General features: G+C 71.7%; 14 protein-coding genes. 4 read left to right on the forward strand and 10 right to left on the reverse strand.

Annotated features, from left to right (window positions below; genetic code table 11):
* Positions 1-97: 97 nt before the first annotated feature.
* The 5 genes from PINTE_RS04615 to PINTE_RS04640 all read right to left on the reverse strand — a co-directional run bounded on the left by PINTE_RS04615 (position 98) and on the right by PINTE_RS04640 (position 7935).
* A complete protein-coding gene (locus tag PINTE_RS04615) occupies positions 98-877 on the reverse strand; it encodes a Fic/DOC family protein (protein ID WP_068426943.1) in 780 nt (259 codons plus the stop codon).
* Positions 867-1298, reverse strand: coding sequence for a helix-turn-helix domain-containing protein (locus tag PINTE_RS23825; RefSeq protein ID WP_217996495.1), 432 nt, complete (start codon positions 1296-1298; stop codon positions 867-869). Before PINTE_RS23825 ends, PINTE_RS04615 begins: the two co-directional genes overlap by 11 nt.
* 164 nt (positions 1299-1462) lie before the next feature.
* The gene (gene acnA, locus PINTE_RS04630; protein WP_068426945.1) at positions 1463-4246 is read right to left on the reverse strand and encodes an aconitate hydratase AcnA; all 2784 of its coding nucleotides are present in this window, start codon (positions 4244-4246) and stop codon (positions 1463-1465) included.
* Positions 4247-4585: 339 nt separating this feature from the next.
* On the reverse strand, positions 4586-5899 hold the full coding sequence (locus PINTE_RS04635; RefSeq protein WP_068426946.1) for a class I SAM-dependent RNA methyltransferase: 1314 nt from the start codon (positions 5897-5899) through the stop codon (positions 4586-4588).
* Entirely contained in the window at positions 5896-7935 is a 2040-nt protein-coding gene (locus tag PINTE_RS04640) for an APC family permease (RefSeq protein WP_068426947.1), read from the reverse strand. Before PINTE_RS04640 ends, PINTE_RS04635 begins: the two co-directional genes overlap by 4 nt.
* Positions 7936-8045: 110 nt before the next feature.
* Between PINTE_RS04640 and PINTE_RS04645 the strand changes: the two genes are divergently transcribed.
* Both PINTE_RS04645 and PINTE_RS04650 read left to right on the forward strand, forming a co-directional pair.
* Entirely contained in the window at positions 8046-8708 is a 663-nt protein-coding gene (locus PINTE_RS04645; protein WP_068426949.1) for a potassium channel family protein, read from the forward strand.
* Between the two features lie 47 nt (positions 8709-8755).
* On the forward strand, positions 8756-9442 hold the full coding sequence (locus tag PINTE_RS04650) for a potassium channel family protein (protein WP_068426950.1): 687 nt from the start codon (positions 8756-8758) through the stop codon (positions 9440-9442).
* A gap of 46 nt (positions 9443-9488) precedes the next feature.
* Here the strand turns inward: PINTE_RS04650 and PINTE_RS04655 are convergent, their stop codons facing one another.
* From PINTE_RS04655 to PINTE_RS04670, 4 genes are read right to left on the reverse strand one after another with little or no spacing between them, the layout of a single operon-like run.
* The gene (locus PINTE_RS04655) at positions 9489-9860 is read right to left on the reverse strand and encodes an OB-fold nucleic acid binding domain-containing protein (RefSeq protein ID WP_068426952.1); all 372 of its coding nucleotides are present in this window, start codon (positions 9858-9860) and stop codon (positions 9489-9491) included.
* A 3-nt stretch (positions 9861-9863) separates the two neighbouring features.
* Positions 9864-10724, reverse strand: a complete 861-nt coding sequence (locus tag PINTE_RS04660; RefSeq protein WP_068426953.1) for a DUF3710 domain-containing protein — start codon at positions 10722-10724, stop codon at positions 9864-9866.
* Between the two features lie 53 nt (positions 10725-10777).
* A complete protein-coding gene (gene dut / locus PINTE_RS04665) occupies positions 10778-11257 on the reverse strand; it encodes a dUTP diphosphatase (RefSeq protein WP_068426982.1) in 480 nt (159 codons plus the stop codon).
* A gap of 11 nt (positions 11258-11268) precedes the next feature.
* Positions 11269-11571, reverse strand: coding sequence for a DUF4193 domain-containing protein (locus PINTE_RS04670; RefSeq protein WP_068426955.1), 303 nt, complete (start codon positions 11569-11571; stop codon positions 11269-11271).
* 393 nt (positions 11572-11964) lie between these two features.
* Between PINTE_RS04670 and PINTE_RS04675 the strand changes: the two genes are divergently transcribed.
* Positions 11965-12159, forward strand: a complete 195-nt coding sequence (locus PINTE_RS04675; RefSeq protein ID WP_068426957.1) for a hypothetical protein — start codon at positions 11965-11967, stop codon at positions 12157-12159.
* Positions 12160-12237: 78 nt separating this feature from the next.
* On the opposite strand, the gene PINTE_RS04680 is transcribed toward PINTE_RS04675, so the two are convergent.
* Positions 12238-13221, reverse strand: a complete 984-nt coding sequence (locus PINTE_RS04680) for an inositol monophosphatase family protein (RefSeq protein ID WP_068426962.1) — start codon at positions 13219-13221, stop codon at positions 12238-12240.
* 364 nt (positions 13222-13585) lie between these two features.
* On the opposite strand from PINTE_RS04680, the gene sepH reads away from it, so the two are divergent.
* On the forward strand, positions 13586-15064 hold a 1479-nt coding region (gene sepH, locus PINTE_RS04685), incomplete at its 3' end, for a septation protein SepH (protein ID WP_068426964.1).

The following is a 15064-nucleotide window of genomic DNA, read 5'->3' on the forward strand; positions in this document are numbered from 1 at the left end:
CGCCGGCACGTCCGTTGGCGGGCCTTCAGCCTGACGACGGGCTCGTCGCAGGCCTGCTTGAATGCGCTTGGCTGTCGGCTCTGGCTTGCCCTCATGCTCAGGGGTGCGGGCGACGCGCAGGGCCTGCCGGGCGCGGTGCTCGCGCCGGTGGAGGCGGTCGGTCCCCTATCGTCTGCGGCTGGGCCTTGTCGACGGGCTCGAGGTCGGGCTCGGGCTGCCGCGCGGGCGTAATCGCCTGTTCCAGCACGGCGGCGAGGCGCTCGTTGCTGCCGGAGTCCTGGCTGTGGAAGCGGGCCGCGACGAAGTCGTCGCGCAGCGGTGCCCCGGGCGCGAACTTGCTCGTGTCGATCGTGAAGCCGGCCTGCTCGGCCAGCTGATGGAAGAACGCGAACTGCGTGCGGGTGTTGCCCTCACGGAAGCTGTGGATCACGTTGAGCTCGCCCCAGCTCTCGGCGAGGCCACGGACGAATCCCTTCTGGTCGAGCCCACGCAGGTGGTCCTTCGCGACGAGTTTGCGGAACTCGGCCTCCGCAGCCTCCGTCAGCGCCGGGCCCGCCGGGTAGTAGCTGTGGCCCTCCTTCGACATGAAGCCTGCGGGGCCGACCCGCTCCTCGCCCGCCCAGTCGTAGACGTCCTGGAAAACGTGGCGGTGGATCGCCTTCATGTGGTCATAATCGAACCGGCCCTGGATCGGGTCGTCGAACAACTCCTGGAGCCGGACGGCGGTGGCGACCTCCTCCAGCTGCTTAAGCCTGCCGGGGTCGGGCTCTCCGTACGGCGTGCCGGGGCCGGTGAACCTGTTCCTGAGGACGGTGGTTCCGGGGATGTAGTAGTCGTCCCAGGTGCGGAACGCATGCCTCGTCGAATCAGTTGCCATCACCCTGGACGCGGCGACGGGCTTCCGCGATCGCCTCGTCGGCGGTGAGGTCGCCGCGGGCCGCCCGCTCGGTGATGGAGCGCAGTGCGGGGTCGGAGACCTCGTGCCCAGCCAGCGCGAGGGCGGCGTCTGAGAACGCGAGCCGGTCCTCTGCCCGGGTGGACGCGGGTCGGCGGGACGCGGTGACGGTCATGTCGTCGCTCCCCTCGTCGATGACGGAAGAGATGCCGAGGGCCTCGAGCACGGCCAGCGCCTTGCCCAGCTCGGCGCGGGGGTGCCCCGCTTCGAGGTCGATCACGAACATCCGGCTGACGTGGGCCCGGTGCGCCAGCTCGGCCTGGGTGAGGTTCTGCCGCTTACGCACGTCGCGGACGGCCCTGCCGAGGCGGTAAACGCTGTCTGCGACTGGAATCGTGGTCACGGACCCATCCTACGCCGATGTCAACGTACGGGAACATCTCCAGTCCGGGGCTCGGGCCTCCAAGTCGTCTGGACCGGAGGGCAATCCTCAGACGCAGAGGAACCCCGCACCTCACGGCGCGGGGTTCCTCCACGTCGTCGACCGGACGGAGCCCGGTGCGGCGCTCAGGCCTTGGCCAGGCTCCGCAGCACGTACTGCAGGATGCCGTCGTTGCGGTAGTAGTCGGCCTCACCGGGGGTGTCGATGCGCACGACCGCGTCGAACTCGACGGCCTCGCCACCCTCCTTGGACGCCTTGACGTGCACCGTCTTCGGCGTCGAGCCCTCGTTGATGGCCTCGATGCCGGTGATGTCGAACGTCTCGGTGCCGTCCAGACCCAGGGACTGCGCGTTCTCGCCCTGCGGGTACTGCAGCGGCAGCACACCCATGCCGATGAGGTTCGAGCGGTGGATCCGCTCGTAGCTCTCGGCGATGACGGCCTTGACGCCGAGCAGCCGGGTGCCCTTGGCCGCCCAGTCGCGCGACGAGCCCGAGCCGTACTCCTTGCCCGCGAGGATGACGAGCGGCACGCCCGCCTCCTGGTAGGCCTGCGCGGCTTCGTAGATCGTCGTCTGCTCGCCGCCGGCCAGGAAGTTGCGGGTGAAGCCGCCCTCGACGCCGTCGAGCAGCTGGTTGCGCAGGCGGATGTTCGCGAACGTGCCGCGGATCATCACCTCGTGGTTGCCGCGCCGCGAGCCGTAGGAGTTGAAGTCCTTCTTGTCGACCCCGTGCTCGGACAGGTAGACACCCGCCGGGCTGTCGGCCTTGATGGACCCCGCCGGGCTGATGTGGTCGGTGGTCACCGAGTCACCCAGCTTGGCCAGCACCCGCGCGCCGGAGACGTCCGAGGCCGGGGTGAGCTCCATGGTCATGCCCTCGAAGTACGGGGGCTTGCGCACGTACGTCGACTGCTGGTCCCACTCGAACGTGTTACCGGCGGGCGTGTCCAGGCCGCGCCAGCGCTCGTCGCCCTTGAAGACGTCCGCGTACTGGCTCGTGAACATGTCCCGGTCGATCGAGGAGTCGATCGTGGCCTGCACGTCGTCGGCGCTGGGCCAGATGTCCTTGAGGAAGACGTCCTTGCCGTCGGAGTCCTGCCCGAGGGCCTCGGACTCGAAGTCGAAGTCCATCGTGCCGGCGAGCGCGTACGCGACGACCAGCGGCGGGCTGGCCAGGTAGTTCATCTTCACGTCGGGGTTGATGCGGCCCTCGAAGTTGCGGTTGCCGGAGAGCACCGAGGTGACCGCGAGGTCGTTCTCGTTGACCGCCGCGGAGATGTCCTCGGGCAGCGGGCCGGAGTTGCCGATGCACGTCGTGCAGCCGTAACCGACGAGGTAGTAGCCGAGCTGCTCCAGCGCGGGCCACAGGCCGGCCTTCTCGTAGTACTCGGTGACGACCTTGGAGCCGGGCGCCATCGATGTCTTGACCCACGGCTTGACCTTCAGGCCCTTCTCCGCGGCGTTCTTGGCGAGCAGGCCCGCCGCGAGCATCACCGAGGGGTTGGAGGTGTTCGTGCAGCTGGTGATCGAGGCGATCGAGACGATGCCGTGGTCGATGTCGAACGAGTCGCCGTTGCGGCTGATCGTCACCTTCTTGTGCGGGCGGCCGTCGCCGTTGCCGGACTCGGCCGGCGCCTCGATGCCGGCCTCGGAGTCGTCGGAGCCGGGCGGGTCGCTGGCCGGGAACGAGCCGTTGTCCTCGCCGACGACCTCGGTGTTGTCGTCCTCGGCGTAGTCGGGCAGCACCTTGCGGAAGGAGGTCTTGGCCTCCGAGAGCAGGATCCGGTCCTGCGGGCGCTTCGGGCCGGCGATCGAGGGCACGACCGTCGACAGGTCGAGCTCGAGGTGCTCGGAGAAGCGCAGCTCGCGGCTCGGGTCGTGCCACATGCCCTGTTCCTTGGCGTACGCCTCGACGAGCGCGACCTGCTCGTCGGAGCGCCCGGTCAGGCGCAGGTACTCCATCGTCACGTCGTCGATCGGGAAGATCGCACAGGTGGAGCCGAACTCGGGGCTCATGTTGCCGATCGTGGCGCGGTTGGCCAGCGGGATCGAGGCGACGCCCTCGCCGTGGAACTCGACGAACTTGCCGACGACCCCGTGCTCGCGCAGCATCTGCGTCACGGTCAGCACGACGTCGGTGGCGGTCACGCCCGCCGGGATCTCCCCGGTGATCTTGAAGCCGACCACGCGCGGGATGAGCATGGAGACGGGCTGGCCGAGCATCGCGGCCTCGGCCTCGATGCCGCCGACGCCCCAGCCGAGCACGCCGAGACCGTTCTCCATCGTCGTGTGGGAGTCGGTGCCGATGCAGGTGTCGGGGTAGGCGACGCCGTCGCGCTCCATGACGACGCGCGCGAGGTGCTCGATGTTGACCTGGTGCACGATGCCGGTGCCGGGCGGCACGACCTTGAAGTCGGCGAAGGCGCCCTGGCCCCAGCGCAGGAACTGGTACCGCTCGCCGTTGCGCTGGTACTCGAACTCGACGTTCTTCTCGAACGCGTCGCGCTGGCCGAAGACGTCGATCTGCACCGAGTGGTCGATGACGAGCTCGGCCGGCGAGAGCGGGTTGACCTTCTCGGCGTCGCCGCCGAGGTCGACCGCGGCCTCCCGCATCGTCGCGAGGTCGACGATGCACGGCACGCCGGTGAAGTCCTGCATGAGCACCCGCGCCGGGGTGAACTGGATCTCGGTGTCGGGCTCGGCGTTCTCGTCCCAACTCCCGAGCGCCCGGATGTGGTCGGCGGTGATGTTCGCGCCGTCCTCGGTGCGCAGCAGGTTCTCCAGGAGCACCTTGAGGCTGTACGGCAGCGTGGCCGATCCCTCGACCTTGTCGATCCGGTAGATGTCGTAGGACTTGTCCCCGACCTGCAGGGTGTCCTTGGCCTGGAAACTGTCGGGTGCGTTGCTCACGACGTGGGGCTCCTTCGCTGCTGTCGGTGTTGCGGGCGATTTTCGCTGATCTCGCCGGACGTCACTGTCGATCCCGCGGGTCTGCCCCCATCCTGGTGTGTCGCAGGCCCGGAATAGCGCGGATCAAGTGGCCATCTTCGCGCACGGGGCGTGGTCGGCGCGAGACCTGGCGTCGAGACCTGCGATAGCGAGATATCTCGACATCGAGATAAAAGTAGCACAGGGGCAGCTCCCCGAAAAGGGGTGACGGAAACGGAACGGCGGCGATCGACCGGCCGCGCACGTTCGGCGGTCGACGTGCGGGGCGGCCCCACCGAGTGGGGAGCGCCGACCGGGGCGTCAGCGCGGCCGACCGCCGCTCGGCACGCACACCGCGATGCACTCCACGTGGTGGGTCATCGGAAAGGCGTCGTAGGCGCGCAGGTCGGCGAGCTCGTACCCGGAGTCGGTCAGCGCCCGCAGGTCGCGGGCCAGGGCGGCGGGGTCGCAGGCCACGTACGCCACGGCGCGCGGTCGCAGGGCCGCGACCTGGGCCATGACGCGGGCGCCGGCCCCGGTGCGCGGCGGGTCGAGCACGACGAGATCGGCCCGCTGTCCCGCCTCCACCCGGGGTGCCAGCGCGCCCGAGACGTCGCCCGCGACCCACTCCAGCTGCCGCACGGAGGCGGTGTCGCGACGGCCGTAGTCGACGGCCTCCCGGTCGCCCTCCACGGCGGTGACGCGACCGCCAGGCCCGACGAGGTCGGCCAGGGCTCTCGCGAACAGCCCGACGCCGGCGTACAGGTCGAGCGCCGACTCCCCCGGGCGTGGCTCGAGCGCATCGAGCACGCGGGCGAGGAACGTCGAGGCCGCTCCGGGGTGGACCTGCCAGAAACCGCGTGCGCCGACGGCCAACTGCCCCGACCAGCGCGGCGTCTCGACCCGCTCGAGCACCTCCGGCACCGGCTCCTCCGGCCGCGGCGGCACCACCCGCCCGCGCCGGCGCTCCCCGCCCGATCGGTCCGACCGGCCGGGGCGACGAGAACCCCGGGCCGCCTCCCTCGGCGGCACGCGCGGCACGAGCGGCACGAGCACCGGCTCACCGACGCTCGGGGCGACGGCGTCGACACCCGCCCGGCCGGGCCACGCACGCGACAGCACCCCGGTGTCGAGAATGTCGTGCCGGGCGATGAGGCAGTCGTCGATGGGCAGCACGTCGCGCGAGCGGAACGGGCGCAGCCCGGCCCGGCCCGCGGCGTCGACGGCGAACTCCACCCGGCTGCGCCACCGCAGCCCGTTCTCGTCGCCGGGCACCGGCTCGACGACGACGTCGCGGTCGAGGTCGGCCAGCCGCGACAGCTGCTCGCGCACGACCCCCGCCTTCAGTTCGCGCTGGGTGGCCACATCGGCGTGCTGCAGGTCGCAGCCGCCGCAGCCGCCCGGCCCCGCGTAGCGGCACGGCGGCGAGACCCGCCCCGGCGCGGCGCGTTCGATGCTCACGGCGTCGGCGAACCAGAACCGGTCGTCGGCGCCGCCGCGCGTGACCTGCGCGAGCACGACCTCCCCGGGCAGCGCGTGCCGCACGAACACGACGCGCCCCTCGTGGCGCGCGACCGCGTGGCCGCCGTGTGCGAAACCCGTCGTCTCCAGCCGCAACCGGGCCGATTCGGTCATCGGCGCGTCGGCAGGTCGGGGCCGGGACCGGCAGAGGACCGCCCCGCCGGGTTCGTGTCGGTGTACCACTGGTGCTGCTCCTGCCCCTTGGACGACGCCAGCTGCCAGGGCACGCTGACCATCATCACGCCCGGGGTGAACAGCAGCGCGGTCTTCAGGCGCAGCGCGCTCTGGTTGTGCAGAATGTGCTCCCACCAGTGCCCGACGACGTATTCGGGCACGTAGACCGTGAGCACGTCGCGCGGGTACCGAGCGCGCACGTCCTTGACGTAGGACAGGATCGGCCGGGTGATCTCCCGGTACGGCGAGTCGAGCGCCCGCAGCGGCACCGGGATGTCGCGGGCGTCCCACTCGTGCAGCAGCTCGCGCGTGCTCTCCGGGTCGACGTCGACGGTGATCGCCTCCAGATAGGAGGGGCGCGAGGCCCGGGCGTAGGCCAACGCCCGCATCGTCGGCTTGTGGATCTTGCTGACCAGCACGATCGCGTGCACCCGCGACGGAAGCGCCCGTTCCTCGCGGGGGTCGTCGGACAGCGCCAGCTCCGCGGAGACCGAGTCGTAGTGCCGCCGCACGGCCGCCATGAGGAAGTACAGCAGCACCATCGCGGCGACCGCGTAGCCGGCGCCGTGCACGAACTTCGTGGCGAGCACGACGATGAGCACGAGGCCGCTCATCGTGGCGCCGACGCCGTTGATGACGCGGGAGCGCTGCATGCGCCGTCGCGCGGTCGGGTCGCGCTCATCGGTCAGGTGCCGGTTCCAGTGCAGCACCATGCCGATCTGGCTCAGGGTGAACGAGACGAACACCCCGACGATGTAGAGCTGGATGAGCCGGGTCACCTGCGCGTCGTAGATGACGATGAGCACGATCGCGGCGCCGGCGAGGATGAGGATGCCGTTGCTGAACGCGAGCCGGTCGCCGCGCTGCGAGAGCTGCCGCGGCACGAACCCGTCTCTGGCGAGCACCGAGGCCAGCACGGGGAAGCCGTTGAAGGCGGTGTTCGCGGCGAGGATGAGGATGACGCCGGTGACCGCCGCGATGAAGAACACCCCCGGCGGGAAGTTGTCGAAGACCGTGTGCGCGAGCTGGCCGATGACCGTCTCCTGCACGTAGCCGGCGCCGACCGGCTCCCCGTCGCGGTAGAGCTGCGTGGCCGGGTCTTCGGCGAACTGCAGGCCGGTGGCCCGGGCGAGCAGGACCATCGACATGAGCATGGTCACGGAGATGGCACCCATGAGCAGCAGCGTCGTGGCGGCGTTGTGGCTCTTGGGTTTACGGAAGGCGGGCACGCCGTTGGAGATCGCCTCGACGCCGGTGAGGGCGGCGCAGCCGGAGGAGAACGCGCGCAGCAGCAGGAAGACGAACGCGAGAGCGGTCAGCTCGCCGTAGCCCGGTTCGGGCACGAGGTCGAGCTCGGCGCTCGGGGCCGCCGGCAGCGTGCCCATCGCCTGGCGCGCGAACCCCCACGCCGCCATGCCGACGATGCCGATCATGAACGCGTACGTGGGCACGGCGAAGGCGGTGCCGGATTCGCGCACGCCACGCAGGTTGATCGTCGTCAGGACGACGACGAGCAGCACCGCGATCGGCATCTCGTGGCCGCGCACCCAGGGCAGCGCGGCGCCCGCGTTCTGCACCCCCGAGGAGACCGAGACCGCCACCGTGAGCACGTAGTCGACGAGCAGGGCGCTGGCCACCGTCATGCCCGCGCGGGGGCCGAGGTTGGCGGTCGCCACCTCGTAGTCGCCGCCCCCGGAGGGGTAGGCGTGCACGTTCTGCCGGTAGGAGGCGACGACGACCACCATGACGAAGACGACCGCGACCGCGACCTGCCAGCTGTGCAGCGCCGCGATCGTGCCGCCGGCGATCGCCAGGGTCAGCAGGATCTCGTCGGGCGCGTAGGCGACCGACGACAGGGCGTCGCTGGCGAAGACCGGTAGGGCGATGCGCTTGGGCAGGAGGGTCTCTCCCAACCGGTCGCTGCGCATCGCCCGACCCAGTAGCAGGCGCTTGAGCGCGCGACTAGCGTTCGGCACCCGATCAGAGTAGGCCGGGGCGCCGACAAGTTCGGCCGCAGGCGCGCAAACCGGGCTCGACCTCGCGTCATGCGTGAATCGCGACGCGCCGGGCGTGTACCGTCAACGACGTGCACTTCGTCATCATGGGCTGCGGGCGCGTGGGCTCCACGCTGGCCCTCAGCCTGGAGGAGCAGGGCCACGATGTCGCGGTCGTCGATCGTGACCGCGCCTCGTTCCGGCGACTCGGTTCGGACTTCGAGGGGCGGCGGGTCACCGGCGTCGGGTTCGACCGCGAGACCCTGGCCAAGGCGGGCATCGAGCACGCCTACGCGTTCGCGGCCGTCAGCAGCGGCGACAACTCCAACATCCTCGCGGCCCGCGTGGCCCGCGAGACGTACGGCGTGGCCAACGTCGTCGCCCGCATCTACGACCCGGGCCGCGCCGAGCTCTACCAGCGGTTGGGCATCCCGACCGTCGCGACCGTGCGCTGGACCGCCGACCGGGTGCTGCGCCGGCTGCTGCCGCACGGCTCGGTGCCCCAGCACACCGACCCCAGCGGAATGGTCGTCGTCGCAGAGGTCGCCAGCCACCCGGCCTGGATCGGCAAGCCGATCTTCTGGATCGAGGAGCAGATCGGGGCCCGGATCGCGTACGTGTCCCGCCTCGCGCAGGGGCTGATCCCCACCCGCGACACGGTCTTCCAGGAGTCGGACGTGCTCAACGTCGTCTGCGCGAACGCCGACCTGCCCCGCATCGAGCGCATCCTCGAGACGCCCCCGCCCACCTCCTGACCCGTCCCGCGTCGCGGGCGGGCCGGCCCGCCGGAAAGGACCACACCATGCGCGTCGTCATCGCCGGCGCCGGCAGCGTCGGGCGTTCCATCGCCCGCGAACTCATCGGCAACGGGCACGAGGTGCTGCTCATCGACAACGACGCCGAGGACGTGCAGTCCTCGCGCGTGCCCGACGCCGCGTGGCTGCTCGCCGACGCGTGCGAGCTGACCGCCCTGCACGAGGCCGGTCTGGAGACCTGCGACGTCGTCGTCGGCGCGACCGGTGACGACAAGGTCAACCTCGTCGTCTCGCTGCTCGCCAAGACCGAGTTCGGGGTGCCGCGGACGGTGGCCCGCGTCAACAATCCCAAGAACGAGTGGATGTTCGACGAGGGCTGGGGCGTCGACGTCGCCGTCTCCACCCCGCGCCTCATGACCGCCCTCGTCGAGGAGGCGGTCTCCGTCGGAGACCTCGTGCGCATCTTCGAGTTCCAGCAGTCCGGCGCGGTGCTCGTGGAGATGACGCTGCCGCCGACGAGCCCGTGGGCCACCCGCCGCGTCGGCGAGGTGCCTTGGCCGCCGGACACCGTGCTCACGTGCCTGGTGCGCGAGCAGCGGGCGATCGCGCCGTCGGCCGACGATCTGCTCGAGGTCGGCGACGAACTGCTCCTGGTCACCTCCGAGGAGTCGGAGGCCGACCTGGAACGCCTCCTCAACCCCGACGTCATGCTCACCCGCGACCTCGACTCGTGACGAGCCGGTCGGGTGGGTGTTCAGACCCGCCCGACCCCGCCTAGATTCACTCGGTCGTGCGCGGCGGCAGCAGGTCGTACGTCGGGTTGAGCATCGTCAGCTGGCCGCGGCGCATCATCACCCTCCCGCGGGCGCGCATGCGCACCCCGCAGGTGATACCGGCGATCTCGCGGCGGCCCAGCCACACGAGCGCCAGCGCGCCGGTGCCGTCGTAGAGTTCCGCGACGAGACACGGCACCTGGGTCTTCGGCGGCATCGTGAGATTGCGGACGACGCCGACGACGTCGGCGATGTCGCGATCGGTGAGGTCGCCGATCTGCTGGGCCCCGGCGCGCCGGCCGTCCGTGCTCAGCTCGCGGGCCTCGAGTTCGTCGGTGGATCGGGTCAGATGGTCCCGAATACGGGTGAGGAAGCTCATCGTTCAGCGGATCTCGGTGATCTCCGGGCCCCGTTCGAAGGGCTTGAGGTCGTCCGTGGAGCGGGCCCGGCTCCGCGACGCGTCGGTCTGGGAGGCGGTCTGGGACGTGTCGGTCTGGTCGCTGGCCTGCTCACCCGACGGGGAGGCGGGCTGGCCGCCGGGCGTGGGGTGACTCCCGGGAGCCTCCGGAGGCAGGTGCAGCGGCAGGAGCTCGCGCGGCGCCATCGGTTCGGTGCCGCGGTTGACGACCGTCACGTGGATGAGGTCGAAGAAGGGCGAGGCTGCCTGCGGGTCGGTGGCCGCCGGGCCGGTGAGCACGCCGCGCAGGAACCAGCGCGGCCGGTCGATGCCGACGAAGCGCATGGCGGTCGTCACCTGCTTGCCGTCGGGGCCCCGGCCGGGCACCCGCACGATCAGCTCGGTGCCGAACTCACCCTCCTGCTCCTGGGAGCTGCCGCCCTGCGCCTCCAGCGCCGTGCCGATCTCGGTGCGGATCTCGTCCCAGATACCGCTGGAGCGCGGGGCCGCGAACGCCTGCAGTTGCAGCTGCGACTCCCCCAGGTGGATGCGGACCGCCGTCACGTCACCGCTGGCCTGGTCCATCTCCATGGAGACGACGAGGCCCTGGATGCCCGGCAGCATGATGCCGCCCAGATCGACGAGGCCTTCGCGGGTCGGCAGGTCGTCGACGTCGAACGGGCCGCTCTGCGGGTCGGGCTCGGCCGCCTCGGCCTGCTGCGCCCCCGCCGCCCGGGCGTCCTGCCCGTCGCGGCCCTGCTGGTCGGCCCGGCCGCTCTCGCCGTTCTGGCCGTTCGCGGTCGGGGCGTCGGCGCCCGCCGCGCGCTTACGCCGGAACAGTGCCATGTCGAGTTCTCCTCCTCCTGACCCGAACCCATCGGGCCTGCGGGCGCCGTCGGTCAGCCGTCCCGTTCGGGCGCGGTCGGCGGCACCGTCGGCGCGAGCCGCGCGCCGTGGCCGCCGGTCGACCCGTGTCCAGTGTCCCCCCGTTCGGACTCGGACAACACATCGGTCTCCACGAGGTCGACCTGCGCAACCTCCTGCAGGAGCAGCTGGGCGATGCGGTCGCCGCGGTGGAGGTGCACCGGCTCCCGGGGATCGAGGTTGACGAGGTTGACGAGGATCTCGCCGCGGTAACCGGAGTCGACGGTGCCCGGTGCGTTGACGATCGACAGCCCGTGCCGCGCGGCCAACCCGGAGCGCGGATGCACCAGGCCGACCCAGCCGGGCGGGATCTGGACCGCGATGCCGGTGCCGACAAGCGCGCGCTCACCGGGGTCGATGCTCACGTCCTCCCGGCAGTGCAGGTCGAGGCCGGCGTCTCCGGGCCGTGCGTACGAGGGCAGCGGCAGGCCGGCGTCGAGCCGGCGCACCGCCATCGTGAGCCGGGTCAGCTCGCGCACTCCTTACAGATCGGCTGGCCGCCGGACTCGCCCGCCAGCTGGCTGCGGTGGTGCACCAGGAAACAGCGGCTGCAGGTGAACTCGTCGGCCTGCTTGGGGATCACACGCACCGACAGCTCTTCGCCGGACAGGTCGGCGCCGGGCAGCTCGAAGCCCTCCGCCTGCTCCGTCTCATCGACGTCGACGCTGGATGCGCCCTTGTCGACGCGCCGCGACTTCAGCTCCTCCAGCGAGTCCTCGTTGAGGTCGTCGTCGTCGGTCTTGCGTGGTGCGTCGTAGTCAGTTGCCATTCGGCTTGTCTCTCCTCGTCCCTACGGTTCGCGGCGGCAGCGGCCTTGCGCGGTCTGGCCGGGCCATGCGTGCCGACGCGGGGATTGTGCCCTATTCGCGCCCGAGAAACGTCTTAGGGCCCTCAGTGATTCCTCCTGCGAGCCGCCAATCTCGGCGCGTCGCCGGGTCGGGTGCGCGCCGAGCGGGCGACTCGGGCGCCGAACGCGACGAATTCTGTATCGAACGGCCGCTGTCGACCGTTGGACACGCAGTTGTAACACGGCTGTCACCTGACGATTAGGCGGGGGTGTGACCCAGGCAATAGGGTTTAGGCGACCCTTCCCATGGCATCCAGCCGGTCGCGACGCTGCGGTCGGCCATCCGTGGAACTCACTCTCACCAGGAGGTGGAACATGTCCGAACTCACCCTCGCACTTCAGACCCGTGCCCAGGACGCGATCGCGTCACTGCACCAGGCCACCATCGATGACGACGAACTGCTCGTGCATGTCCGTCTCGGAGAGCTCAACTCGCTCGCGCGCACCGCGAACGAGCACGACCTCAACATCGCCGAACTGGCCCCCTACCGCAGCGCGGCCACCGTCTGATCCGGCCGAGCGACTGTCGAACGCCGGCCGACCCGCCCGAGGGTCGGCCGGCGTTCGCACGCCCGCATCCGGCCTCCGTTACCTGCCCCCGCCCGGCGACTCAGGTTCGCCCTCGGGCACCCCGGCGGTGACCGTCTCGACGAGGTCGCGGACGGCCGCGTGCACGGCCGGCGCAGCCGCGACGATCCCGTTCGCGCCCGGCGCGCTCGCACCGACTCCGCTGACCACTCCTCCGGCCTCGGTGACGACGAGCCACCCCGCGGCGTAGTCCCACGGGTTGACGCCCCGCTCGTAGTACGCGTCGAGCCGGCCCGCCGCCACGGCGCACAGGTCGAGTGCCGCGCTGCCGGCGCGACGAATGTCTCGGACCGCCGGAAGCAGCTCCAGCAGCACCCGCGCCTGCCGCCGACGCACCCGCGGCAGGTATCCGAATCCCGTGCCCAGCAGCGTCTGCTCGAGACTGACCGCCCCGCTGGTACCCAGCGGTTCGCCCGCGTCGACGGGCCCACCCTCCGAGCCGGCGCCGCTGCCGGAGCCGCTGCCGGAGCCACTGCCGGAGCCGCTGCCGTAGCCGCTGCCGGCAGAGTCGGCCCGCCCGACCCGCCGCATCCTCGAGCCGTGGCCCAGTGCGGCGGAGTAGACCACGCCGTGCTCGAGTCGCTCGGGGTGCGCGACGGCACCCGCGATCGGCCGCCACGCGCCGTCGACCGTCGGATCACCGACGACGGCCGCCACGGAGACCGCGTATTCGGGGATCCCGTACAGGTAGTTGACGGTGCCGTCGATCGGATCGAGCACCCAGGTGATCCCGCTGTCGCCGGCCCGAGCGGCGCCCTCCTCGCCGAACACCGCGTCCGCGGGCCGCTCGCGGCCGAGCCGCTCGACGAGGTACCGCTCGGAGTCGGCGTCCATCGTCGTCACGACGTCGGTGCTGCTCGACTTCGTGGAGACCGAGAGCCGGTCCGGGCGGTCCCGCACGATGAGCCGCCCGGCCGCGACCGCGAGGTCGACCGCCAGGGCCTCCAGCGCCCGCGGATCGACCCCCTCGATCTGATCGTGCACAGCTCGCGCGTCGGGCGCGGTCGCGCTGCTTGGGGGGACCGGCCCGGTCGGGGCGGCAGGGTCGGCGGGGATGTCCATAGTCACCGAGCCTAGTCAGACGCGCGGACGCGCCCTGCGGACGTTTCGTCGACGGAGCCCCGCTGGGTAGTCTGGCGTGGACCTCACGTGTCTCGTGCTGCCCCACGACCGTCGCCCCGCGACGCGACCCGCTCACCGGGATCGATCCACTGTGGCCGACGTGGTCCTCGTGGTCTCTCGCGGTCCCTCGTGGTCCTGAAGGGCCAGCGGGGGGCCTTCGCGGGCCCCCGGTGACCGGCGGGGGCTGTCGAGGCCGTCGAGGGCCACGTAGCGATCTGGAGACCACATGCCCGACCTGCACCTCATCGGCGTCCACGAGGACGGCCGGCATCTGCTGCTGTCCGGCCGCGGCGGCGAGGAGTACCTGCTGCCGATCGACGACGCGCTGCGCGCGGTGCTGCGCCGGGAGTACAGCGACGCGCGCCCCAGCGCGGAGCCGATGCGCCCCACCGAGGTGCAGGCGATGATTCGCGCCGGAGCCAACGCCCAAGAGGCCGCCGAGCGCGCCGGGTGGCCGGTGGAGAAGGTGCACCGGTACGAGGGGCCGATCCTCGCCGAGCGGGCGCACATCGCGCGCATCGCCGGTGACGCGCACGTGCCGAGCCACACCGGCACCACCGTCTCCCTCTCGGAGCGCGTGGACCAGCGGCTCGAGCAGCGCGGCGTGCCCGTCCAGGAGACCGAGTGGGACTCCTGGCGCTCCGAAGACGGGCAGTGGACCGTCGAGTTGCGGTTCGCCGCGGGCGGGCGCCGCCGGGTCGCGTCGTGGCACTTCTCCCGCTCGTCGATGACCGTCGCGCCCGTCGACGACGAGGCCCGCTGGCTCAGCGGCGACGAGGCCCCTGCGGCGCCTCGGCCCTCAGGCCCCGACACTCCGCACCCGGGCGCCGGCTTCGGCGCGGCCGGTGCGGCAGGGCGCGACGACCGTTCCGCCGGCGACACCGGCCGCAACAGTGATCACGGCACCGACCAGAGTTCCGATCGCAGCACGGGCCGCAGCACCGATCGGAGCACCGCTCCACGCACCGACCAGGGCGACGGCTCCGCGGTCGAGATCGACCACGGCGACGAGCGTGAGCTGCCGCGTCCGGACCGGTTCGACGCAGCCGGGTACGGCTCGTACCGCGGTGACGCCGACGAGTCGGGGGCCCCAGCAGCCGCGGGGTTCGCCGGAAATTCCGTTGCGGGGCAGGATCACCCGGCGCCGCGGCACGCGCACGATCCCGACAGCGAGTTGACCGCCGGGCTGCGCGAACGGGCCGCCAAGCGAGGTCGACGCCGGCCGCGTCGGCTGCCTCGCGCGACCGGCCCCGCGCTGCCCGTCGAATCGAGCGCGAGACCGGCGCCTTCTGCCGAGGTCGCCTCGCCGCCCGCCGACGTGGCCCCTGCCTCCGCGGACCACGTGCCGGCGACCGCCTCCCCGACGTCGATCCCCGACGTCGGTCTGGAGCCCGACCCCGACGCGGTGCCGCTGCAGCCCTTCGACTACGAGCCCGGGCGCGACGGGCTGCCCCCGGGCGCGCACTCGGACCCGCAGCCCGACGCCCAGGACGGACGGCCCGAGCCCGCGGCCGCCGAGGCCGCCGGCCTCACCGACTCCGGCGACACCGGAGAGTCCGGCGACACCAGCGATTCCGACTCCGCGGAGGAGCAGGTGGTCTCGATCACCGACGAGTCGCGTGGCGAGGGCAACGCACGGGTCGGGGTCATCACCGACTCACCTGAGGAGGATGACGACTTCAACGGTACGGTCACGGTCGAGCCG

Source organism: Piscicoccus intestinalis NBRC 104926 (assembly GCF_001515525.1).
Lineage (GTDB): Bacteria > Actinomycetota > Actinomycetes > Actinomycetales > Dermatophilaceae > Kineosphaera > Kineosphaera intestinalis.